The following is a 22,216-nucleotide window of genomic DNA, read 5'->3' as shown; positions in this document are numbered from 1 at the left end:
CACCTCTCCCGCCGCTTCCCACGGCGGCTCGATACCGACCACGCCCCCGTCTCGTGACGATAGCGTCGGGGTATGACAACCGATCTCGCGCGCGACCTCACGGCGGTCCGCGAGGCCACGGAACGGCTGCTCACCGCGATCCGCGGGCTGGACGACGCGGCCGTCGCCGAACCGTCCCGGCTGCCCGGCTGGACCCGCGGTCACGTGCTGACCCATCTGGCGCGCAACGCCGACGCGCTCGTCAACGTGCTCGTCTCGGCCCGCACCGGCGAGCACATTCCCATGTACCCGGACGAGCGGGCGCGGGACGCCGCGATCGAGGACGGCGCCGGCCGTCCGCTCGCCGTCCAGCTCGACGATCTGGAGAGAAGCTCTTCCGCATTCAACGACGCGGCGGCCGCACTTCATTCCGGTGACTGGTCCCGCACCGTGGAACTCCGGGGCGGGGCGACCGGTCTCGCCGCGGAGATGCCCTTCCGGCGGCTCGCCGAGGTGGAGCTGCACCACGTCGATCTGGGCATCGGCCGCGAGATCGCCGATCTGCCGGGCTTCTTCACCGACGGGCTGCTGGCGCAGGTCGCCGGTGAGCGTTTCGCGGGCCGGGAGGACGTACCGGCCCTGATCGTCGCCGCCTCCGGTGCGCACGGCGGGCGCGAGTGGCGCACCGGCCGGCCCGGCGGGGACCCCCTGCGGGTCTCCGGCTCCCCCGCCGCCCTGCTGGGCTGGCTGACCGGCCGCGAGGCCGGTACGGGACTCGACGCGGGCGGCTCCCCTCTCCCCTCCCTGCCCCCACTAGGCTGATCCCATGACGTACAGCGGAGCGGTGAAGGTCGGCGGACCGGCCGATGTGCACGAACTGACAGACCTGATGATCTCCAAAGTGGCCGTGGGGCCCCTGGAGAACAACGCCTATCTGCTCCGCTGCCGGGCCACCGACGCCCAGTTGCTGATCGACGCCGCGGACGAGCCGCACACCCTCCTCCGGCTGATCGGTGACGGCGGTCTCACCGGGGTGGTCACCACCCACCAGCACGGCGACCACTGGCAGGCCCTGGCCGAGGTCGTGGCGGCGACCGGGGCCCGGACCCACGCCGGCCGGTACGACGCCGCGGGCATCCCGGTCTCCACGGACGTGCTGGTGGACGACGGGGACACCATCCACTTCGGCCGGATCGGCCTCACCGCCCGCCATCTCACCGGGCACACCCCCGGCAGCATCGCCCTGGTCTACGACGACCCGCACGGGCACCCGCACGTCTTCACCGGCGACTGCCTCTTCCCCGGCGGCGTGGGCAACACCCACCAGGACCCGGAGGCCTTCGCGAGCCTCATCTCCGATGTGGAGTCGAAGCTCTTCGGTGAGCTGCCGGACGAGACGTGGGTCTACCCCGGCCACGGGCGGGACACCACGCTGGGCGCCGAGCGCCCGCACCTGCCGGAGTGGCGCGCCCGCGGCTGGTGACCGGCCGGTGCCCGGGAGCCGGCCGGCGGCCGCGCCCTGCGGTCAGCCGTCCGCGCGGTCCTTCGCCGGGGTCTCCGCGTCCGACGCCTTCTCCGTGCCCTTCACCGGAGCCGTCCCCTCGGGTATCTCCCGCCGCGCCTCCCGCGAGGAGGCGTAGAGGCTGGTGACCGTGGTGACGACGAGGACACCGCAGATCACGCCCAGCGAGACGGGGGTGCTGATCTCGGGGACGTGGACCCCGGACTCGTGCAGCGCGTGCAGGACGAGCTTCACACCGATGAAGCCGAGGATGACCGACAGCCCGTAGGAGAGGTGGACCAGCTTCTTCAGCAGCCCGCCGATGAGGAAGTACAGCTGGCGCAGCCCCATCAGGGCGAATGCGTTGGCGGTGAAGACGATGTACGGGTCATCGGTGAGACCGAAGATCGCGGGGATCGAGTCGAGCGCGAAGAGCAGGTCCGTGGTGCCGAGCGCGAGGACCACGACGAACATCGGCGTCATCAGCCGCTTGCCGTTCTCGCGGACGAACATCCTGGTGCCGCGCCAGGCGCCGGTGGAGGGGACGCGCGCCTCGATCGCCTTGAGCAGACGGCTCTCCTCGTACTCCTCGTCGTGCTCCTCCTTGCGGGCGTCGTGGATCAGCTTCCAGGCGGTGTAGATCAGGAACGCGCCGAAGACGTAGAAGATCCAGGAGAAGTTGGCGATGAGCGCGGCGCCGGCGGCGATGAAGACGGCCCGCATGACGAGGGCGATGAGCACGCCGATCATGAGCACCCGCTGCTGGTACCGGGTCGGCACCGCGAACTTCGCCATGATCAGGACGAAGACGAAGAGGTTGTCGACGCTGAGCGACTTCTCGGTGATATAGCCCGCGAAGAACTCCCCGGCCGGAGCTCCGCCGCCGGCGAGGTACAGCCCGGCGCCGAAGAGGACGGCGAGCACGATCCAGACCGCCGTCCAGACACCGGCCTCCCTGACGGAGACGTCGTGCGGCTTGCGGCCGCCGATGAAGAAGTCGGCGGCGATCAGGACGCAGAGTCCCACAACGGTCAGTGTCCAGGCGGTCAGGGATACGTCCACGGCACTCCTCTGGCTGCGTCGGGCGGGTTCGCCGGGGACGCCCGTGCTTCCGCGCGGGCGTCAGACAGGGCGCACGGAACGGACGCCCCGGTATGCCAAGGAAGAGTACAGGGAAGGCAAATAAAGGCAAAAGACAGCAGTTCAGAGGGGTTGGTTGGCTCCTGGGAGGCCGGTGGGGGGCAGCTCAGCGGCCGTAGGCGCGCCGGGCCTCCGCGACCTGACGGAGCACCTGGACCAGCACCCGGCTGCCCGCCGGGGCGAGCGCCGGTTCGTACGTCCAGGCGTGGCCCACCCAGGGGTCGGCCAGGTGGTCGTCCGGCACCGGCGTGATCCGCAGCAGCGAACGCCACAGCGGGTCGAGCACCGGCCCGTACTCCCGGGCGTCCCGGCGATCCGCGACCATCATGAGATGCACGCCGACCGAGGGCCCCTCGTCGGCGAGGTAGCGCAACTGCGTCACGGCACGGTCGTCGAAGCCGTGCGGGAAGTCGTTGACGAGGAGGAGCTGCTCCCCGGTGTCGAGGTCCGGAGGCAGCGCGTCGGAGGCGCCGCCACGGACGGCCATCTGCACCAGGTCCACGCGCTGGGTCAGCCGGGACAGGACGGCCGTCACCCCCGCGGCTCCGGCGGCCGGGGGCTCCCGGAGCACACCGGACTCCAGCAGCGGGGCGAGGGAGGCGGTGGCCGATCCGGCCGGGTCGAGGACGTGGACGGTGAACTCCCCCGCGGGGTGGACGGCGAGCAGCCGTGCCGCGTGGGCCACCGCCGCGTCCACGGCCGCCCGGCGCAGCCCGTCGGAGCCGAGGTCGTGGTCCGGGCCGGAGCGGGACCGCCCGCTGTCGATCCAGAGACCGCGCTCCAGCGGCAGCCGCACCAGCATCGGGATGCGCAGCTCCGGCCGCTCCGGGAGGTGGAGGTCGCCCAGGCGCATGGCCATCGGGATCTCCATCGGCACCCGGTAGCCGTGCCAGACCGGGCTCGCCCAGCCCGCGAAGGCGGGCGGCAGGGCCGGTTCGATCACCTCCGACTCGGCGATCAGCTGGGCGAGATCGCGGTCGAGGACGGCGCGGGCCCGGTCCACGAGGGCGGTGTGCTTGGCGCCGGCCGCCGCCCGGGCCTCGTCCCCCGCGCCGCCGATGCGGGAGCGGGGGTCGGAGAGCACCCGCTGAAGCTCCTGCTCCTGGCGGGAGTCGGCGAAGTCCACCGCGCTGCGGTACGCGGCGACGCTGCGGGCCAGATCCTCGAACATGCCCCAGACCTGGTTGTAGAGGCGTTCGTCCATGGTCCAGCCGGCGGCGTCGCCCGCGACGGGCTGCGGTGGCCGGCCGGGCTCGGCGGCGGGCCTGCGGCGGCGGGGCGGCGGCGCGGTGCGGGCCCGTCCGGGGTGGCGGTAGTCGACCGGGGAGCCGCTCTGCGCCTGCTGCGGAGGCCGGGCCTCCGGCGGGACCGGAGCGGCCGGGGGCTGGGGCGGTGGCTGCGGTGCGGGCCCGGGCTCCCCGGTGGCAGGCCGGCGGCCGTGCGGACGCGGGTGCCGTCACCGGGGGTCCGGGGCGGCGGCGCTATGGTCCGGGCCATGCCGCGGGTCACGGCCTCCTGGACGGTGGCGGCCAGTTCGGCGGCCTGCGGCAGCCCCTGGTCGCGCAGCATCGCGGCCAGGCCGTCCGCGTAGCCCTGGCCGACGGCGCGGACCTTCCAGACTCCCCGGCGGCGGTAGAGCTCCAGCGCGGTGACCGCCGACTCGGCATCGAGGCCGGTGATGGTGAAGCTGACGAGCGCGGTGCCGTCGAGCCCCGTGACGGCGACGAACGGCGCGGCGACCGTGCCGAACCGGGACGGGCCGCCGGGGCCGGTGGGCAGCGCGAGCAACACGGTGACCCGGTGCACGCCCTCGGGCAGCGCTTCGAGGTCCACGGCCAGCCGGTGGTCCGCCGCGGCCTGCTGGGGACCTCCAGACCGGGGAGGTGGGGGCGGCCGGGTGGGCGACGCGCTCCGGGCCGGCGACGCGGCCGTCCTCGTCGCCCAGCGTGGCTCCGGCGATGACGGGGTCACCGGCGGATATCCGGATCTCCAGGCGGGTCCGCGTCAGCGGGTGGTTCTGCCCGCGTACCAGCTCGGCCGTCATCGTGCGTTCCCCTCGGTGAGTCGCTCGTCGTGTGGTGCCTCCCGCCGGACCCGGCTCCGCGTCCCGGCGCCGGTCCGGCGGGACGCGTCCGCTCCGCGGCCCGTGGCGGTGGCACCGCCTCCGCGGGCCGCGGAGCGGGAGAGCGGGCCCACCCCGGGGCGGGCCGGCGGATGCTGCCTAGAGGTGCGGGGTGATCGTCGGCATCAGGTCCTGGAAGGTACGGCCGTTGGCGGGGGTGCCGATGGCCGTCATCGTCCAGCCGCTGCCCGAGCGGTGCACCTTGGCCATGATCTGCGCCGTGTACTGGCCGCCGCCGGTGAGGGTGTAGCGGGCCATCTCCTGGCCGTTGGTCTCGTCGACGATGCGGCAGAAGGCGTTCTCCACCTCGGCGAAGGTCTGGCCGGTGAAGGAGTTGACCGTGAAGACGATCTGGTCGATGTGGACCGGGACGCGCTGGAGGTCGACCAGGATGGCCTCGTCGTCGCCGCCCTGGCCGGCGCCGCCGACGAGGTTGTCACCGGTGTGCCGGACGGAGCCGTCGTCGCTGACCAGGTGGCGGAAGAACACCACGTCCACCGGCTGCTTGTCGGCGAACAGCACGGCGGAGGCGTCGAGGTCGATCTCCTTCGTACGCTTGCCGAACAGTCCACGGCGCGGGGCAGCCTGCCAGCCCAGCCCCATCCGCACCGCGGTCAGAGTCCCCCCGTCGGACTTCTGCAGGCTGATGCCCTGTCCCTTGGACAAGTTGACGCTCACGCGCTGTCCCCTCTCGAAACCCGAAAAACCGCCTGAGTGCGCGGCTGGAGAGAAACCCTACGCAGTACCGCTGACAGCGCGGCCGCACGGCCGCGGTTTGTGTCGTTCTTGCAACACAGCGGCGCCGCCCGGGATGCCGGGAGTGACAGGGGGGTACGCCGGGGCCCCGGAAGGCCCGGAGGCCTCCCGGGGAGAGCCCGTGTCCGGCGGGGCTCCGGCCTCAGGCGAGGCCGGCCTCCCGCATCTGCCGCAGCTCCTTCTTGAGTTCGCCCACCTCGTCACGGAGCCGTGCCGCGACCTCGAACTGGAGGTCCGCCGCGGCAGCGCGCATCCGGTCCGTCATCTCCTCGATGAGCTCGGCCAGTTCGGCCGCCGGCCGGTCGGTGGGCGCGAGGGGCTTCCGGTGCCCGGACTTGGCCGCCGCCTTGCCGCCGAGGGCGGGCACGGGGGCCTTGGCCTCCTTGGCGTCCTTGGGGCTGCGGTAGCCGGTGCCGAGCAGCTCCTGGGTGTCGATGTCCTCGCGGGCGATGGTGGCCACGATGTCGTTGATCTTCTTCCGCAGGGGCTGCGGGTCGAGGCCGCGCTCCGTGTTGTACGCGATCTGCTTCTCCCGGCGCCGGTTGGTCTCGTCGATGGCCCGCTCCATCGCCGGCGTGATCTTGTCGGCGTACATGTGGACCTGGCCGGAGACGTTCCGCGCGGCCCGGCCGATCGTCTGGATGAGCGAGGTGCCGGAGCGGAGGAAGCCCTCCTTGTCGGCGTCGAGGATGGCGACCAGCGAGACCTCGGGCAGGTCCAGGCCCTCGCGGAGGAGGTTGATGCCGACGAGGACGTCGTACTCGCCGGCGCGCAGTTCGCGCAGCAGCTCGACGCGGCGGAGGGTGTCCACGTCCGAGTGGAGATAGCGGACCTGGATGCCGAGCTCCAGGAAGTAGTCGGTGAGGTCCTCGGCCATCTTCTTGGTGAGGGTGGTGACGAGGACGCGCTCGTCCTTCTCGGTGCGGAGGCGGATCTCGTGCACCAGGTCGTCGATCTGGCCCTCGGTGGGCTTGACGACGACCTCCGGGTCGACGAGCCCGGTCGGCCGGATGATCTGCTCGACGACGCCGTCGCCCCGGGACAGCTCGTACGCGCCGGGGGTGGCGGAGAGGTAGACCGTCTGGCCGATGCGCTCGGTGAACTCCTCCCATTTCAGCGGGCGGTTGTCCATGGCGGACGGCAGCCGGAAGCCGTGTTCGACGAGGGTCCGCTTGCGGGAGGCGTCCCCCTCGTACATCGCGCCGATCTGGGGGACGGTGACATGCGACTCGTCGACGACGAGAAGGAAGTCCTCCGGGAAGTAGTCGAGGAGGGTGTGCGGAGGGGAGCCGGGCTCACGGCCGTCGACGTGCAGGGAGTAGTTCTCGATGCCGGAGCAGGAGCCGATCTGGCGCATCATCTCGATGTCGTAGGTGGTGCGCATCCGCAGCCGCTGGGCCTCCAGCAGCTTGCCCTGCTTCTCCATCACCGCGAGGGTCTCGGTCAGCTCCCGCTCGATGGCCCCGATCGCGCGCTCCATGCGCTCCGGTCCGGCGACGTAGTGGCTGGCGGGGAAGACGTACAGGTGTTCGTCCTCACTGATGACCTCGCCGGTGAGCGGGTGCAGTGTGGAGAGCGCCTCGATCTCGTCGCCGAACATCTCGATCCGGACGGCCAGCTCCTCGTAGACCGGGAAGATCTCGATGGTGTCGCCGCGCACCCGGAAGGTGCCGCGGGTGAAGGCCATGTCGTTGCGCGTGTACTGGATGTCGACGAACCGGCGCAGCAGTCCGTCCCGGTCGTACTCCTCGCCGACCTTCAGCGGCACCATGCGGTCGACGTACTCCTGCGGGGTGCCCAGGCCGTAGATGCAGGAGACGGAGGCGACCACGACCACGTCGCGCCGGGTGAGCAGCGAGTTCGTGGCGGAGTGGCGCAGGCGCTCGACCTCCTCGTTGACCGAGGAGTCCTTCTCGATGTAGGTGTCCGACTGCGGTACGTACGCCTCGGGCTGGTAGTAGTCGTAGTACGAGACGAAGTACTCGACGGCGTTGTTCGGCAGGAGTTCGCGGAACTCGTTGGCGAGCTGGGCGGCCAGGGTCTTGTTGGGCGCCATCACCAGCGTCGGCCGCTGGAGCCGTTCGATCATCCATGCGGTGGTGGCCGACTTGCCGGTGCCGGTCGCACCGAGCAGCACGACGTCCTTCTCGCCGGCGCGGATGCGCCGCTCCAGGTCCGCGATGGCCGCGGGCTGGTCGCCGCTGGGCTGGTAGGGGCTGACGACCTCGAAGGGCGCCACCGTGCGTTCGATGTGGGATACGGGCCGCATGCCACCACCGTACGACCCGGCACCGACAACCGGCGCCGGAAGACCGTGCGCCCGGGAGCGGCTCCGGTCCCGGCCCCGTCCCCCGATCGGATCAAGTCGGCCCGGCGGGCTGCCGGAGCCGCGCACCGCGGCGAAACCACAGGCTGACGGGGTGCCTGTGACGGGACGCGCCCGGAGTGACGCGTCCCGCGAACCCCGGCGGTCCGCTGTTCCGCTACATATCGTCACATGGTGCGAAACACTACCCAGCGGAGTCGCTCGTTCACTTTCTGGCCATCCTGCGCCTGTTTCCCGTTGGCGGACGGCTGGGAACCTCAGCGGGTCCGTGAACAGACGACGCGAGGAGTCCACGTGCTCACACGCCCTGTCGCAGCCGTCACCGGCGCGGTGCTGGGGTTCTCCGCACTCTTCCTCTCCGCACCGGCGGCCCTGGCCGCCGGCCCTTCGGGCGGCCCGGAGGTCTTCGCCCACCGCGGCGCCTCCGGCTACGCCCCCGAGAACACCCTCGCCGCCGCGGACAAGGCGGACGAGCTCGGCACCGTGTGGGTGGAGAACGACGTCCAGCGCACCAAGGACGGCGCGCTGGTCGTCATCCACGACACCACCCTCGCCCGCACGACGGACGTCGAGGAGGTCTTCCCCGACCGGTCGCCCTGGAAGGTCTCGGACTTCACGCTCCAGGAGATCCGGCAGCTCGACGCGGGCAGCTGGTTCTCCGAGGAGTACGCGGGTGAGCGGGTCCCCACCCTCCGGCAGTTCCTGCACCGGCTCTCCTGGAACCGGCAGAAACTGCTGCTGGAGATCAAGGCACCGGAGCTGTACCCGGGCATCGAGCGGCAGATCCTCGGCGAGCTGCGCCGCACCGGCTGGCTGAGCCCGTACCACGTCCGGCACAAGCTGATCGTCCAGAGCTTCGCCGCCGACAGCATCCGGACCGTGCACGAGCGGCGCCCCGACGTACGGACCGGCTTCCTCGGCACACCGGCGGTGGCCGACCTGCCCTCCTACGCCGAGTTCACCGACCAGATCAACCCCAGCTTCCGCACCGTGACGGCCGACTACGTGGACGCGGTCCACCGGCTCAAGGGCCCGCACGGCAAGCGGATGCAAGTGCTGACCTGGACGGTCAACGACGGCCCGACCGCCACCCGGCTCGCCGGCCTCGGCGTGGACGGCATCATCACCAACTATCCGGACGTGGTCCGGGACGCGGTCGGCGAGGAGAGCACCGCGCCGGAGGCGCTGCTGCCCTCCGCCGGCTGACCGCCCGCCCGGCCGGATTCCCGCCGGACCGGATCCCGTGGACCGGATCCCGTGGACCGGATCCCGTGGACCGGATCCCGTGGACCGGATCCCGTGGACCGGATCCCGTGGACCGGATCCCGTGGACCGGATCCCGTGGACCGGATCCCCGTCGGGCGCCCGGAGCCCGGCCGTCTCCCCGGCCGGGCTCCGCCGGGAAGAGGGGTGCCCGCCCGGCGGCTGTCGGTGCCCGGCCCTACCCTGCCGGGATGACCGCAGTGACCTGGACCGTGACCGGCACCCCCATCGGCCCGCTGCTGCTCGCCGCCACGGGCCGAGGGCTGGCCCACGTCGTCTTCCACGCCGACGGGGCCGTCCTCCGGCGCGCCGTGGACCGGCTGGCGGCACGCTTCGGCGGTGAGCCGGCCGAGGAGGACGGGGAGACCGGGCCGCCCCCGCTCGCGGACGCCGTCCGGCAGCTCCGGGCCTACTTCGCCGGCAGCCGGACGGCCTTCGAGCTCGAACTGGACTGGTCGCTCTCCTCCGGATTCAACCTGCGCGTGCTCCGCGAGCTGGCCGCCGGCGTGCCGTACGGCACCGTCGTCTCCTACCAGGACCTCGCCGACCGGGTGGGCGAGCCGGGCGCCGCCCGTGCCGTCGGCGCGGCCATGGGATCCAACCCCCTGCCGGTGGTCGTGCCCTGCCATCGCGTGGTCGAACAGAACGGCGGCATCGGCGGCTTCGGCGGCGGACTGCCGGCCAAGCGGGCGCTGCTGGAACTGGAGGGAGTCCTTCCGCAGCCGCTGTTCTGATACGGCGCGGGCGGCGGCCCTCCGCCGTGGGTGAACACCCGTTCACCCCTGTCGGTGCCTGCTGGCAGACTCGGCCCGTGACCTCCACCCGGGACCCGGCCGTGCACCGGGAAGCACCGCTCGACCTGGCCGCGCTGCGCCGCCGCACCACCACGGTCCTCATCGCGAGCCAGATCCTCGGCGGACTCGGTGTCGCCATCGGCATCGCCCTGGCCTCCGTGCTGGCCGAGGAGATCGGCGGCTCCGAGGCGCTGTCCGGGCTGGCGCAGACCGCCGCGGTGGCCGGCACCGCCCTGCTCTCCATGCCGCTGGCCGCGCTGATGAGCGCCCGCGGCCGGCGCCCGGGGCTGACCCTGGCCTACGCCATCGGCGCCACGGGCGGCGGCCTCGTCGTCCTCGCCGCCGCCCTCCGCTCCTTCCCGCTGCTCCTGGTGGGCATGGCCGCCTTCGGCGCGGGCTCCTCGGCCAACCTCCAGGCCCGGTTCGCGGCCGCCGACCTCGCGCCCGCCGAGCAGCGGGCCCGGGCGATCTCCACGGTCGTCTGGGCCACCACCGTCGGCGCCGTCCTCGGCCCCAACATCGCCGCGCCGGCGGGCCGCAGCGTGGCGGGGCTCGGGATACCCGAGGCCGCCGGCCCGTTCCTGTGGGCGGCGGCCGTCTTCGTCGTCTGCGCCGTGCTGGTGGCCGTGCTGCTGCGCCCGGACCCGCTGCTCACCGCCCGGGCGCTCGCGCCACGGGAGGAGCACCCGGAGCGGGGGCGCTCGCTGCGCGCCGGGCTGGCCGCCGTGGCCGCCTCGGCGCCGGCCCGGCTGGCGCTGGTCACGGTCAGCACCTCGCACACGGTCATGGTCGCGATCATGGTGATGACCCCCGTCGACCTGGCGCACCACGGTGCCGGTATCGAGTTGATCGGCCTGGTGATCAGCGGTCACATCGCCGGCATGTACGCCTTCTCGCCGCTGATGGGCTGGCTCTGCGACCGCGTCGGCCGGCTGCCGGTCATCGGTCTCGCCGTGGCCCTGCTGGGCGCGGCGGCTCTCCTCGCGGGCACGGCCGGAGGCGGGCACGGCCGCACGGCGGCGGGGCTGTTCCTGCTCGGCCTCGGCTGGTCGGCGGGGCTCGTGGCCGGCTCGGCGCTGCTGACCGACTCCGTGCCGCAGGCCGCGCGCGCCGCCGTGCAGGGCCTGTCGGACCTGACGATGAACGCGGCGGCGGGCCTCGGCGGCGCGCTGGCCGGCCTGGTCGTCGCTCAGGCCGGCTACGGCTGGCTGAACGCCCTGGGCGCCCTGCTGCTGTTCCCGGTGGTGATCCTCGCCGTTCTCGGCCGGCGCCGCCCCGGCCGCGCCGGAACCGCCTGAGGCGACCCGCCCCACCGGACCGGGGTGACCCTCCGCGGACGGTCGCCCACCCGGGTGGCAGGCGGCCGGCGGGTGTATCCGGCCTGGCGGATCGGGAATGCGGACACAATGCACGATGTCGTCCCGGAGCCCGTGGCGGAGCTCGCCAAGCGCCGCAGGGAGCCGGTCGTCGTCCAGACGGTCCGCTCCGCGACAGGCGCGACCATCGCCTACGCGGCCGCCGTATGGCTGCTCGGCTCGAAGCCGCCCCCGCTGCTCGCCCCGCTGACCGCGCTGCTCGTCGTCCAGGTCACCCTCTACGCGACCCTCACCAGCGGTGTCCGACGGGTGAACGCCGTGGTGGCCGGGGTCCTCATCGCCGTCGGGTTCAGTGCCCTGGTGGGGCTCACCTGGTGGAGTCTCGGCCTGCTGATCATCTCCGCGCTGGTCACCGGGCATCTGGTCCGGGTCGGGGAGTTCGTCCCCGAGGTGGCCATCTCCGCCATGCTCGTCCTCGGCGTCACCCATGCCACCGATCTGGCGCTGACGCGGGTCCTGGAGACCCTGGTCGGCGCCGGGGTGGGGCTCCTCTTCAACATCGTCTTCGTACCGCCGGTCTGGGTGGAGGACGCGGGCGAGTCCATCGAGGACCTGGCCAAGCGGATGTCGGCGCTGCTGCTGGAGCTCGGCGAGGAACTCGGCGGCCACACCCCGGTGGAGGAGGCCGCCGCACGGGTCGAGGAGGCACGCCGGCTCGACCACGACATCTCGGAGGTGGACGAGGCCCTCACCCGGGCCGAGGAGAGCTTGCGGTTCAATCCCCGGGTGAAGGAGGGCCTGCTCTCCCGGATCGTGCTGCGGACCGGTCTGGACACCCTGGAGATCTGCGCGGTGATACTGCGGGTGACCACCCGGAGCCTGGCGGATCTGGCCCGGGCGCGGACGGAGGAGGCATTGTTCCCCCCGGATGTCTCCGCCGCGCTGCGCGAACTGTTCATCAACATGGCCGGCGCGGTGCAGAGCTTCTCCGTGCTGATCACCGATCAGGTGAGCGCCAACGCGGAGGACGCGGAGACCTTCCTGCTCACCGAGCTCTCCGCGGCCCGGATGAGCCGGGAACACGTGGCCCGCCTGCTGCTGGAGAAGGTGCAGGAGCACCCGCGGCAGTGGCAGCTGCACGGGGCGCTGCTGGCCGAGGTCGACCGGTTCCTGGACGAGCTGGACGTCGAGAAGCGCTCGACCCGGCTCGCCGAGGAACTCGACCGCTACTCGCGCGAACAGCGCGCCCGCCACCCGAGGCTGGACCAGGCCAAGCGCCGCGTCCGCCGGTACCGCCGCCGCCGCGGCCGCGGGCAGAGCCATTGGCAGGCACTGACGAAGCAGGACGTGGACGCGGCCTGAGCCTGAGATGCCGGGGGAACGCGGCCGGGGACGGCGCCAGTCCCCGGCCGGGGACGCGGCACCTTGCGGACGGGATCCGACCGCAAGTCCTTCTACGGTCGGGGCACCGGCGGCACACGGGCCCCGGCCCACGGGAAACCGGACCCGGGCTCCGGCCCTGCCCCCGCCCGCCCCCGACCGTACGAAGGGACTCACCCCGTGAACGCTCATGCCCCCGCGTCCTCCGGGACATCCGGCACCCCCTCCGCGGCTCCCGCTCCCGGCGCCGTCCCACCGCGCGACCTGCCCGGTGAGCGCGGGGAGTTCCTGCGCAGCATGGCCGAGCAGCGGGCCAATCTGCTGATCACCGTCCGCGGTCTGGACGACGAGCAGGCCGCCCGGCGGACCACCGTCAGCGAACTGACCCTCGGCGGGCTGCTCCGCCACGTCACCCAGGGGGAACGCGCCTGGATCCGGATTCTGGCCGACGGCGAGGGCAGGGCTCCGGAGGGCATGTTCGACATGGACCAGTACCGGATGCGGGAGGAGGACACCCTCGCCGCTCTGGTGGCCGACTACGAGGCCGCGGCACGGGTCACCGAGGAGACCGTGGCCGACCTGCCCGGACTGGACGTCACCGTGCCGCTGCCGCACAGCCCGTGGGGACCGCCGGAGACGGTGCACTGGTCGGCCCGTCGCATCCTGCTCCACGTCGTCCGCGAGACGGCGCAGCACGCGGGCCATGCCGACATGATCCGCGAGGCGCTGGACGGGGCGAGCACGACGGCCCGGATGGTCCCGCCGGGCTCGGCCGCGTAAGAGGCCTCGCGGCTCCGGCGGAGGGCTCGCTCCGGCGGAGCCGCCGCGGGCGCTCCGGCCCCGGGCCGGAAAGGGCCCACCAGTCACCCGGCCCCGGGCCCCCGCAGCCCGGGACTCAGCGGCCCCGGGACTCAGCGGCGCTGCCGGGCCCCACTCGCACCCGGCGAGGTGAACGCCGCCGCGGACCCGGACCCCGCCGTCAGTCCGACGGGGCGGCACAACCCGCCGTCCCGGTCACCCGCCGAAACCGGCGCGGGCAGCCCAGCCCGCGAGCTCCCGCCGGGCCTCCTCCCGCAGCTCCGGCGGCGCCGGGGCGGTGCCCTCGGCGATCAGCGCGAAGTGCAGCCGTCCGCCCGGCTCGCCGTCCTCCTCCCCGGCCGCCGGCGGTGAGAGCAGCAGCCGCCGGGCGTCCGTACCGCCCGCCTCGGGGGCGGTGGCGACCGGGTGGCGGGCCGTGCGGCCGTCGGCGGCGTACGGGGGCGGCCCGGCGGCCGTTCCGAGGTCGGAGACGACGACGGTGCGCTCCGGGTCGAAGCCCCGGGGCAGGTGCAGCTCGGTGGGGGCCTCCTCCGCACCGCCGTCCGGAGCGTCCGAGCGCCACACCAGCATCCCGTAGCGGCCGGAGCCGGTCAGTTCGGCGACGTGCGGCAGGTCGTCCGGGATCCGGTTCCAGGTCAGGGTGCGGTCCCCGTCGCGGGAGCGGTCCTCGTAGACGAAGGCAAGGGTGCGGCCCGAGACGGCGGTCGGGTAGAGCCGGTCGAGCAGGCGTTCGTCCTGGCGGAGTACCAGCTCGCCGGACGCGTCCCGTTCGACGGCGGAGAGGTCCTCGTCGTTCCAGGCGTCGCCCTCGGTGAGCACCTTGTCGGGGTTGCCGTTCATCGGTTCGCGATGGCGGCCGCTGTAGATGTCCCACTGCCACTGCTGGGCGGAGAGCACGGGACCGGACTCGGCGGCCCGCCGCCACCAGTCCCGGCCGGGGAGGCGGGAGTCGAGCGCCTGGTACATCGCCTTGAGGACGGTGGGCGCCTTGTCCGCCGTGAGCCCGTTGAGCGGGTGCCCGAACTCACTGACGACCGCGGGTACGCCGGTCGCCGCCGAGCGTTCGCGCACCTTTTCGAAGTCGCCGAGGTTCTGGCCGTCCCGCGCCTTGCCCGGCATGAGGATGCCGGAGATGGCCCGCTGGTCGTAGAAGTGCGTGTTGAAGACGGAGCGGGGGCCGAGCCGCCCGGCGTCCAGGAAGCCGCCCTCCTCGTGCTGGAAGCCGATGTTGGAGTTCCAGAACATGTTCGGTTCGAGGAAGGCCGGCTTGTCCTGCCAGCCCGCGGCGTCCATGCGGGCGCGGAAGCGCTCGTAGAACGGCGCCAGGGTGTCCCGCTCCCAGGACCGGCTGTTCTCGCCGTCCTCATAGGTGCCGGCGTAGGGCTCGTTGTACGGGTCGAAGCCGGCGATCCCCGCGAACTGGTCCTCGGTGAGGTGCTCCTTGAGGTGCGCCATGGTCTTCCCGGCGGTGGCCAGGAACGCGTCCTGCACGCCGAGGGGCCCGGCCTCCGTCTCCAGGACCCGGTTGTGCCAGAAGTCGCGGCTCGCGTCCATGACGGCCCGGTTCTGGGTGATGTTCTGCCCCCAGTGGACGCAGATGCCGCAGAACTCCCGTGGGTAGCCGCCGGCTTCGACGGCCCACCGGGGCGCTCCGTCGCCGGTGTACCAGCTGTCCTCGTGGAAGAGGTACCGGGAGTAGAGGTCCTGGTGGAAGTCGGGGTAGACGCGCAGGCCCGCGTCGAGGAAGGCGCCCATCTGTGCGGTGACGGCGGCCAGGTACGCCTCGTCGACCCGGCCCGGCTCGGGTTCGGCGTACGCCCAGGAGAGCAGGAAGCGCACGGTGTTGCCGCCGGTGAGATCCCGCAGCGCCTCGGCGGAGGCGCGGGCGTCGGCGGTGTTCGCGAAGGGCAGGCCGCGGTTTTCGTGCAGCTTGGTCTCGCCGGAGACGTTGAAGCCGCGCAGGACGACCTCCCGGCCGTGCCCGTCGGTGAACCGGGTGCCGTCCGGCGTGACCTCGGCGGCGGCGCGGCCGTCGAACCAGAGTCCGCCGTCACCGGCCGCGGTCCCGGCGGCGGCGCTCTCCGTCCCGGCGGCTCTCGCGGCCGTGTCCGGGCCGTACAGCCCGGCCGTCATCAGGGCGCCGAGGACGATTCCGACCGCCCCGGCCCGCCGCCGTCCTCCGCCACCACGCCGTGTCCGCACACCGCTGACCACCATGGCCGCCACGATCAGGGCTTGCTGACGCGCTGTCAAGACTGCTTACAGCAAAGCGGGTTACCGATGGTTATGGCTCGTCTCCGGGCCACGCCGCCCGCCCCTCGGCGCCGTTCCAGGCCGGCCGGCGCGGATCGTCCACCCGTACGACCACATCCGCGGCCTCCTCCGGACGCACCTCGTCCGCGTACCGCACGAAGGCGGGCAGCGTCCACCGCTCCCCGACGGGGGTGCGCCGCTCCAGCGCGCCGGGCGACAACCGCAGATGGACGGTCAGGTCGAACGGGAACCAGTGCCCCAGCAGCAGCGGGCCGTGCAGCACCAGCACCCCGCCGGGCGGGAGTTCGGTGTACGGGCTGCGGGTGGCCCGGTCGGTCTCCGGATCCCACAGATCGGGCAGCACCCGCCCGCTGCCGCCGGGGTCCAGCGGCCCGAAGACCTCCCGCCGGAGGGCGCCGGTGTCGAGCCGGCCCTCGTAGTACGCGTCGGGGTCCTCGCGCCCGGACTCGTACCGCAGCGAGGCCGGCCGCAGGAAACCCTCGGTGGAGACACCGCACACCGGGCGGCCGCGGAGGCGCAGGGCTCCGGCGAGCCGCGCCGCCGGCTCCCCGGGGGACGCCGCGGGGGCGCCGTCGATCGCGATCCGCTGCCACGGGCTGCCGTCCCGGCCGGTCTCCGCCGCAGCGACGCGCTCCGCGAGTGCGTCCGTCAGCCGTTCCCAGGTGATCGCTTCCATCCGCATACGGCCCATCCTCCCCGCCCCTTCCGCCGTGCCCGGACGGGCCGAGCCGGACGGACGTGTGCCGGGATGACGACCGCGACCCGGCCGGCTGACCGGATCGGTCCGCCGGCGGGCATGATGGTGTCTGTCGCGGGCGCCGTCGGAGGAGCAGGGTCGGGGTATGGACCACACCACCGGGAACACCTCGCACACCACGTCCGCCGCCGCCCTCGCGTCCGCTTCCGCCGCACCGAGCGCGCTGCTCGTCATCGACGTCCAGGAATCCTTCCGGCAGCGGCCGGACTGGCGGGCCGCGTCCGACCCCGAGGTCGCCGGCCGGGTCGCCCGGCTGGTCGCCGCGGCCCGCGAGCGCGGCGAGTACGTCGTCTGGGTCCTGCACAGCGAGCCCGGCACCGGCACGGTGTTCGATCCGGAACTCGGCCACGTACGGCTCATGCCGGGTCTGGAACCCGGGGCCGGGGAGCCCGTGCTGACCAAGACCGCGCACAACGCCTTCACCACCACCCCGCTGCAGCGGCTCCTCACCACGCGCGGTGTCCGCGCCCTCACGGTCTGCGGCATCCGGACCGAACAGTGCTGCGAGACGACGGCACGGCTCGCCGCCGACCTCGGCTACGAGGTGACCTTCGCGATCGACGCGACCGCGACCACCCCGGTCGAGCACCGTGACGCGCCGCCCGGCCGCCCCCTCGCGGAGATCCTGGCCGATCCCCGCACCCTGACGACGGCCGAGATCATGACCCGCACCGAGTACGCGCTGGCCGGCCGCTTCGCGACCCTGCGCACCGTGGCCGAACTGACGGCGGGGACCGGCGCGGAACCGGCCGCCGCAGCGGCCGGGGCAATGAGCGGGAGCTGACCGGATCGTGACCCGTGTCGTCTTCCTGCTCGTGCCGGGGCTGCATCTGCTGGACCTCGCCGGTCCCGCACAGGTGTTCTCCACAGCCGCCGACCTCGGCCACGGCTACCGGCTCGCCTACGTGGCCGAGCGGGAGGACGTCCCCACGGCCCAGGGGCTGCCGCTGCACGCCGCCACCGCGTGGCCGGAGCTGAGCGCGGACGATCTCGTCCTCGTGCCGGGGTGGCGTACGTCCCTGGCCGCCCGCGGCGCCGGATTCCTCAGCGCCCCGGTCCTCGGCCGCCTCGCCGCGCACCACGCGGCGGGCGGCACCGTGGCCAGCGTGTGCTCCGGGGCGTACGCGCTGGGGCGCGCGGGCCTGCTCGACGGACGCCGCTGCACCACGCACCACGAACTCCAGGACGAGCTGGCCCGGCGCCATCCGCGCGCCACCGTCGAGCGCGACGTGCTCTACGTCGTCGACGAGCGGGTGGTGACCTCCGCCGGGATCGCCAGCGGCATCGACTTGGCGCTCCACCTGGTGGCCGTGCGGCACGGGCCGGCCGCCGCCGCCCGGGTGGCGCGCTCGATGGTCGTCCACACCCGCCGCAACGGCGACGAGCGGCAGAGCAGCGCCATGCTCCGGTACCGGGCCCACCTCAGCGACGTGGTCCACCGGGCCCAGGACGTGATCGACGCCCGGTTCACCGAGCCGCTGCCCCTGGCGGAGCTGGCCGCGGCCGCGGGCGTCAGCGAACGCACCCTCACCCGCCGCTTCGGAGCGGCGACCGGACTGACGCCGCTCCGCTACCAGCAACGGCTGCGCGTCGAACGCGCCGAGCACCTGATCGGCCGGGGCGCGACCGTGGAGGCCGCCGCCCGGGCCGCCGGCTTCCAGGACGCCCGGATGCTGCGCCGGCTCCGCGGCAGGGAGGCGGCCCCGGGCGGAAGTGCGGCGGTCCCGAAGGTTCCGGCGGCTGCGACTGCGGCGTCGCCCGCCCCGGCAGCTCCTTCCGCTCCGACGGCTTCCGCGGCCGGCCCGGAGCACCCGCCTCACGGCCGGAGGCCGCTCCACGCCCAGCGGTAGCGCTTGACGTCACTGCGCAGCAGCCCCGGAAAACTCTGCACCCGCCGCCACCCCTCGGTGACGGAGCCCACGCCGTCACCCGGCGCGGCGAGGGCGTCGGCGTGCGCCTCTTCGCTCGTCCACTCCGCGTAGTTGAGCACCCGCGTGCCGTCCGTGCTCAGGAGGAAGTTCGCGGAGATGCCGCCCGGACGGGACTGCGGTTCCCCGTCCAGGGCCTGGAACACCGCGTCGACCCAGGCGCGTTGCCGGGCGCGGTCCGGGCCGTCGAACTCCACGTCCACGATAACGACACAGCCGGGCACGGCGCCCGGATCGCGCAGCGAACGGCTGCGGTACAGCTCGTACGCCGCGATGCCGACCCGTTCGATTCCGGGGACGGCGGCGTCGATCTCGTCGTTCCGCTCCTGCCGGTGGGTGCGGACGAAGGCGTGGTAGGCGGCCTTGTCGGTCCACTGCGAGTGGTGCAGCAGGGTGTCGCCGTCGGTGCCCGTGTAGACGTGGTAGGCGAGCAGGTCGCGGGTGGGCCAGGGGCGCTCCGCCCAGGTGGCGGCGACGGCCGCCACGACGGCCCGCTGCCGCTGCGGGGTGCCGACCCGCCAGGTGCTGAAGAAGCGGGCGCCGGCGTCTGGGCGGGTGATGTCGGGCCGGTGGGGACGGAGCGGGGTGCGCGGCGGTCATGGGTGTTCCTCCGTGGTGGTCGCGGGGCCGTGGTACGGGACACGCCGTTCGCGTGCCGGCGACCACCACCCTCAGACATCAACCAAGCTTGAGGTCAAGGGAGTTCGGGGGGACACCCCGCACCCCGGCCGCCACGCGGGCGGCCGGGGACCGCACCGCCGCCCCGGGCCCTCAAGCCCTCCGGCCCCTTCCGTCCCTTCCGCCCCTCACGTCCCGTCCCCGCGTGGAACCCCGCCGCGAAGTCGTCCGCGAGCAGCGTGATGGCGGCGCGCCCCTCGACCCGTGCCAGCCAGTCCTGCGGCAGTCGCAGGTCCCCGTGGTGGGCGCCGAGGAGGTTGCCGCAGACGGCGCCGGTGGAGTCGCTGTCACCCGAGTGGTTGACGGAGAGCAGCAGGGCCTCGCGGACCGCCTCCCCGGAGACGGCCGCCGGCCCGCCGGTCCCGCGCCGCTCCGGGGTGTGGACCAGCACGCAGTACACGGCGATGGCCAGCGCCTCCTCCGCGATCCAGCCGCCGCCGAGTGTCTCCACCCGCTCCGGGCCCGGAGCGGCACCGCGGTCCGCCGCGAGATCGAGCGCGGCGCCGAGGGCGGCCGTCGTCTCCTCGTGGCCCGGATACCGGGCGAGGAGGCGGAGCGTCAGCAGCACGGCGGCCTCCGGGCTCTCGCCGTACAGCAGATGGTGGACGATCGCCGCCAGGGCGCCGGCCGCGTAGTAGCCGGTCGGATGGCCGTGGGTGATCTGCGCGCAGCGGGCCGCCAGTTCGAAGGAGGCGCGCGGCCCGGCGCCGGTGAGGCCGAAAGGGGCGGAGCGCATCACCGTGCCGCAGCCCTTGGACTCGGGGTTGACGGGGCCGTGCTCGCCGCGCAGCTCACCGGCCGGGTCGGGCGCATACGCGTGTTCGAGGCCCGAGAGGCAGGCGTTGCCGGGTGCGCGCCGCGCGTACAGCCACCGCTCCTCGCGGAGCGTCCCGGTGCGGTGCGTGAGCTCGTCCGCGGCCGGCGGCCCGTCGTGGCGCTGGGTGTCCAGCCAGCGCAGATAGGCATCGCGCACCAGTTCGGTACCGGCGCCCGCGAGGCCCCCCGCGGCCGCCCGCTCGCGGGCCCGCATCAGGCCCTCGGCCGTGAAGAGCGTCATCTGGGTGTCGTCGGTGACCGTGCCGGCCGGCGCGCCGCGGCCGGCCGCCACCAGGCCGCGCAGGCCGTCCGGCCCGTGCGCGGCGCGGATGCGGTCCGTGGACAGGAACTCCACCGGATTGCCCAGCGCGTCCCCGACGGCACCGCCCAGCAGGCACCCCCGGATCCGGGCCCGTACCGCCACCGCCCCGCTCCAGGACCGGTCTTCCATGTCCGCCACCCCCACCTGGTGTTTCCGTCGCTCGAACGGCCATCCTGCCAGGTGCGTGCGCCCCGCCCGGCGGCAACGGGCTCCTCAGGCCGGAGGCTTCCGGGTGACGAGCTGGAAGATCCGCGCCAGATGGGGATACGGCGGCCGGCCGGTCACCGCCAGCTCCAGCTTCTCCAGTTCCGCGTAGAACGCCGGATCGCGCTTGCGTTCGTCGTCCGCGATGACGTCGCAGAAGCTGCGGATGCCGTAGTGGTGGACGTCCGTACAGCCGAGCGACTCCAGGACGGGGATCACCTCCTCGGCGGTGTGCAGGACCAACTCGGTGTCGAACGTCCGGGTGCGGTCCCGGCGTACGTCCAGCGCGGCGAGTGCGGCGGCCGGGTCCAGCTCCCGGACGGCCAGGCCGAAGGGCCCGGAGTGCCGGTTGAACGCCATCACGGAGAGCAGCCCGCCCGGCCGCAGCGGGGCGAGGGCCGCGCGCAGCACGGCTTCGACGTCCTCCCGGTACTGCAGCAGGTTGTGGCAGACGACCAGGTCGTGCACCGGACGCGTCTGCTCCCCAGGGAGCCGCAGGACGTCCGCCTCGACCGTGTCCACCAGCGCCGCGACGCCGGCCGCGGCGGCGCGTTCCCGGGCGCGGGCGAGCATCGCGGGAGTGAAGTCGGCGATCGTCACGTGGTGTCCGCGCAGCGCCAGCCGGATCGCGTCACCGCCGTCGGCCCCGGCCAGGTCGAGCACGCGCAGAGGCCGGCCTCCGGCACGGGGCGGACTCCCGGTGTGACGGGCGAGATTGGCCTCGGCGAGGGTGTAGCGCAGCCGGCCCCCGGGGCTGTCCTGCCACCGCTGCCACGCCTCCATCGCCGCGTCGAACTTCCCGGCGGATACGGACATCCCCCGACCGTAGCCGACACCGGGCGGCCGCTCTGCCCCGTTCTCCGTCACCGGTGCGAGACTGGCGGCCATGCAGAAGCTTTCTCTCGACGCACAGGCCCGGGAACACCTGGCCCGCGCCGCCAACTCCTCCGCCGGACGCAGCGCCGACACCCTCTACGGCGGTCACGAACACGTCCTGCGGCAGACCCTTCTCGCCCTGACCGCCGGCAACTCCCTCTCGGAGCACGAGAACCCGGGCGAGGCCACCCTCCAGGTGCTCCGCGGCCGGGTGCGGCTGCACAGCGGCGACGAGCACTGGGACGGCCGCAACGGCGATCTGCTCGTCATCCCGCAGGCCCGGCACAGTCTGGAGGCCCTGGAGGACTCCGCGGTCCTGCTGACCGTCGCCAAGCCCGCCTGACCGGCCGGCCGGCTGTGAGCACCCCGCCGCCGCTGCTGACGTTCGGTCACGGCACGGCCGGCCGCGACCGGCTGACCGGGCTGCTGCACGGCGCCGGGGTGACGGAGGTGGTGGACGTACGGACGGCCCCCGGCAGCCGGCGCAACCCGGACGTCGCCCGGGACGCCCTCGCGGTGTGGCTGCCGGGCGAGGCCGGCATCGGCTACCGCTGGGAGCCCCGGCTCGGCGGCTTCCGCCGGGCCGCGCCCGGCTCCCCCGACACCTTCTGGCGGAACGCGTCCTTCCGGGGGTACGCGGGCCACACCCGCCACCCGGACTTCCTCGCCGCCATGGACGAACTGCTGCGCGGGGCGGCTGCCGCCCGCACGGCGGTGATGTGCGGTGAGTCGGTGTGGTGGCGCTGCCACCGGCGGCTGATCGCCGACTTCGCCGTGCTGGCCCGCGGCGTGCCGGTGCTGCACCTCTCCCACGACGGCCGCTTCACCGCACACCCGCCCACCCCGGGAGCACGCCTGCGCGAGGACGGCCTCCTGGTCTACGACCGCACCGACGCGGACGGGGCGGGCGGCGAGGACAGCCGGTGAAACCCACCCGGCCGTCCAACCCGGACGGCGTACGGATG

The 22,216-nt window shown here is 73.8% G+C and carries 18 protein-coding genes and 2 pseudogenes; 11 read left to right on the top strand and 9 right to left on the bottom strand.

Going from position 1 to position 22,216, the window contains the following annotated elements; genetic code table 11:
* The first annotated feature begins 72 nt into the window (after positions 1-72).
* The gene (locus E4N63_RS25295) at positions 73-801 is read left to right on the top strand and encodes a maleylpyruvate isomerase family mycothiol-dependent enzyme (protein WP_230241763.1); all 729 of its coding nucleotides are present in this window, start codon (positions 73-75) and stop codon (positions 799-801) included.
* A 4-nt stretch (positions 802-805) separates the two neighbouring features.
* Positions 806-1,462, top strand: a complete 657-nt coding sequence (locus tag E4N63_RS25290; protein ID WP_125623641.1) for an MBL fold metallo-hydrolase — start codon at positions 806-808, stop codon at positions 1,460-1,462.
* Between the two features lie 42 nt (positions 1,463-1,504).
* Here E4N63_RS25290 and E4N63_RS25285 read toward each other — a convergent pair whose 3' ends face one another.
* The 4 genes and pseudogenes from E4N63_RS25285 to uvrB form a co-directional block, all read right to left on the bottom strand.
* Entirely contained in the window at positions 1,505-2,542 is a 1,038-nt protein-coding gene (locus tag E4N63_RS25285; RefSeq protein ID WP_185831183.1) for a TerC family protein, read from the bottom strand.
* A gap of 184 nt (positions 2,543-2,726) precedes the next feature.
* A pseudogene (locus tag E4N63_RS25280) lies at positions 2,727-4,664 on the bottom strand (TerD family protein).
* 177 nt (positions 4,665-4,841) lie between these two features.
* Positions 4,842-5,420 carry a TerD family protein gene (locus tag E4N63_RS25275; RefSeq protein ID WP_019709556.1) on the bottom strand — a complete coding sequence of 193 codons (579 nt, stop codon included), beginning with the start codon at positions 5,418-5,420 and terminating at the stop codon, positions 4,842-4,844.
* A 220-nt stretch (positions 5,421-5,640) separates the two neighbouring features.
* Positions 5,641-7,767 carry an excinuclease ABC subunit UvrB gene (gene uvrB, locus E4N63_RS25270; protein WP_230241762.1) on the bottom strand — a complete coding sequence of 709 codons (2,127 nt, stop codon included), beginning with the start codon at positions 7,765-7,767 and terminating at the stop codon, positions 5,641-5,643.
* Between the two features lie 351 nt (positions 7,768-8,118).
* Between uvrB and E4N63_RS25265 the strand changes: the two genes are divergently transcribed.
* The 5 genes from E4N63_RS25265 to E4N63_RS25245 all read left to right on the top strand — a co-directional run bounded on the left by E4N63_RS25265 (position 8,119) and on the right by E4N63_RS25245 (position 13,357).
* Positions 8,119-9,030, top strand: a complete 912-nt coding sequence (locus tag E4N63_RS25265) for a glycerophosphodiester phosphodiesterase (protein ID WP_374112833.1) — start codon at positions 8,119-8,121, stop codon at positions 9,028-9,030.
* Between the two features lie 248 nt (positions 9,031-9,278).
* Positions 9,279-9,821 carry a methylated-DNA--[protein]-cysteine S-methyltransferase gene (locus E4N63_RS25260; protein WP_125623857.1) on the top strand — a complete coding sequence of 181 codons (543 nt, stop codon included), beginning with the start codon at positions 9,279-9,281 and terminating at the stop codon, positions 9,819-9,821.
* Between the two features lie 77 nt (positions 9,822-9,898).
* Positions 9,899-11,179, top strand: a complete 1,281-nt coding sequence (locus E4N63_RS25255) for an MFS transporter (RefSeq protein ID WP_228429734.1) — start codon at positions 9,899-9,901, stop codon at positions 11,177-11,179.
* Positions 11,180-11,287: 108 nt separating this feature from the next.
* Complete coding sequence (locus tag E4N63_RS25250) at positions 11,288-12,559, top strand: aromatic acid exporter family protein (protein ID WP_125623858.1); 1,272 nt, start codon at positions 11,288-11,290, stop codon at positions 12,557-12,559.
* Positions 12,560-12,757: 198 nt separating this feature from the next.
* Entirely contained in the window at positions 12,758-13,357 is a 600-nt protein-coding gene (locus tag E4N63_RS25245) for a DinB family protein (RefSeq protein ID WP_230241761.1), read from the top strand.
* 234 nt (positions 13,358-13,591) lie between these two features.
* Here E4N63_RS25245 and E4N63_RS25240 read toward each other — a convergent pair whose 3' ends face one another.
* Together E4N63_RS25240 and E4N63_RS25235 are read right to left on the bottom strand one after the other, a co-directional pair.
* Entirely contained in the window at positions 13,592-15,529 is a 1,938-nt protein-coding gene (locus E4N63_RS25240; protein WP_374112890.1) for a cellulase family glycosylhydrolase, read from the bottom strand.
* Positions 15,530-15,680: 151 nt separating this feature from the next.
* Positions 15,681-16,352, bottom strand: coding sequence for a uridine kinase (locus E4N63_RS25235; RefSeq protein WP_230241759.1), 672 nt, complete (start codon positions 16,350-16,352; stop codon positions 15,681-15,683).
* A gap of 160 nt (positions 16,353-16,512) precedes the next feature.
* Here E4N63_RS25235 and E4N63_RS25230 point away from each other — a divergent pair, with 160 nt between their 5' ends.
* Complete coding sequence (locus E4N63_RS25230) at positions 16,513-17,211, top strand: cysteine hydrolase family protein (RefSeq protein ID WP_230241758.1); 699 nt, start codon at positions 16,513-16,515, stop codon at positions 17,209-17,211.
* A 7-nt stretch (positions 17,212-17,218) separates the two neighbouring features.
* Positions 17,219-18,133: pseudogene (locus E4N63_RS25225) on the top strand (GlxA family transcriptional regulator); the annotation flags it as partial.
* 110 nt (positions 18,134-18,243) lie between these two features.
* Here the strand turns inward: E4N63_RS25225 and E4N63_RS25220 are convergent.
* The 3 genes from E4N63_RS25220 to E4N63_RS25210 form a co-directional block, all read right to left on the bottom strand.
* Positions 18,244-18,915, bottom strand: a complete 672-nt coding sequence (locus tag E4N63_RS25220; RefSeq protein WP_230242648.1) for an antibiotic biosynthesis monooxygenase — start codon at positions 18,913-18,915, stop codon at positions 18,244-18,246.
* A 134-nt stretch (positions 18,916-19,049) separates the two neighbouring features.
* Complete coding sequence (locus E4N63_RS25215) at positions 19,050-20,300, bottom strand: ADP-ribosylglycohydrolase family protein (protein ID WP_230242646.1); 1,251 nt, start codon at positions 20,298-20,300, stop codon at positions 19,050-19,052.
* A gap of 84 nt (positions 20,301-20,384) precedes the next feature.
* The gene (locus E4N63_RS25210) at positions 20,385-21,191 is read right to left on the bottom strand and encodes a methyltransferase domain-containing protein (protein ID WP_230241757.1); all 807 of its coding nucleotides are present in this window, start codon (positions 21,189-21,191) and stop codon (positions 20,385-20,387) included.
* Between the two features lie 70 nt (positions 21,192-21,261).
* On the opposite strand from E4N63_RS25210, the gene E4N63_RS25205 reads away from it, so the two are divergent.
* Both E4N63_RS25205 and E4N63_RS25200 read left to right on the top strand, forming a co-directional pair.
* On the top strand, positions 21,262-21,594 hold the full coding sequence (locus tag E4N63_RS25205) for a cupin domain-containing protein (protein WP_125623865.1): 333 nt from the start codon (positions 21,262-21,264) through the stop codon (positions 21,592-21,594).
* Positions 21,595-21,608: 14 nt separating this feature from the next.
* The gene (locus E4N63_RS25200) at positions 21,609-22,178 is read left to right on the top strand and encodes a DUF488 family protein (RefSeq protein ID WP_230241756.1); all 570 of its coding nucleotides are present in this window, start codon (positions 21,609-21,611) and stop codon (positions 22,176-22,178) included.
* Positions 22,179-22,216: the final 38 nt, after the last annotated feature.

This window comes from Streptomyces sp. MNU89, assembly GCF_020982505.1.
GTDB classification, from domain to species: domain Bacteria; phylum Actinomycetota; class Actinomycetes; order Streptomycetales; family Streptomycetaceae; genus Streptomyces; species Streptomyces xinghaiensis.
This window is presented reverse-complemented; position numbering and strand designations above follow the sequence as displayed.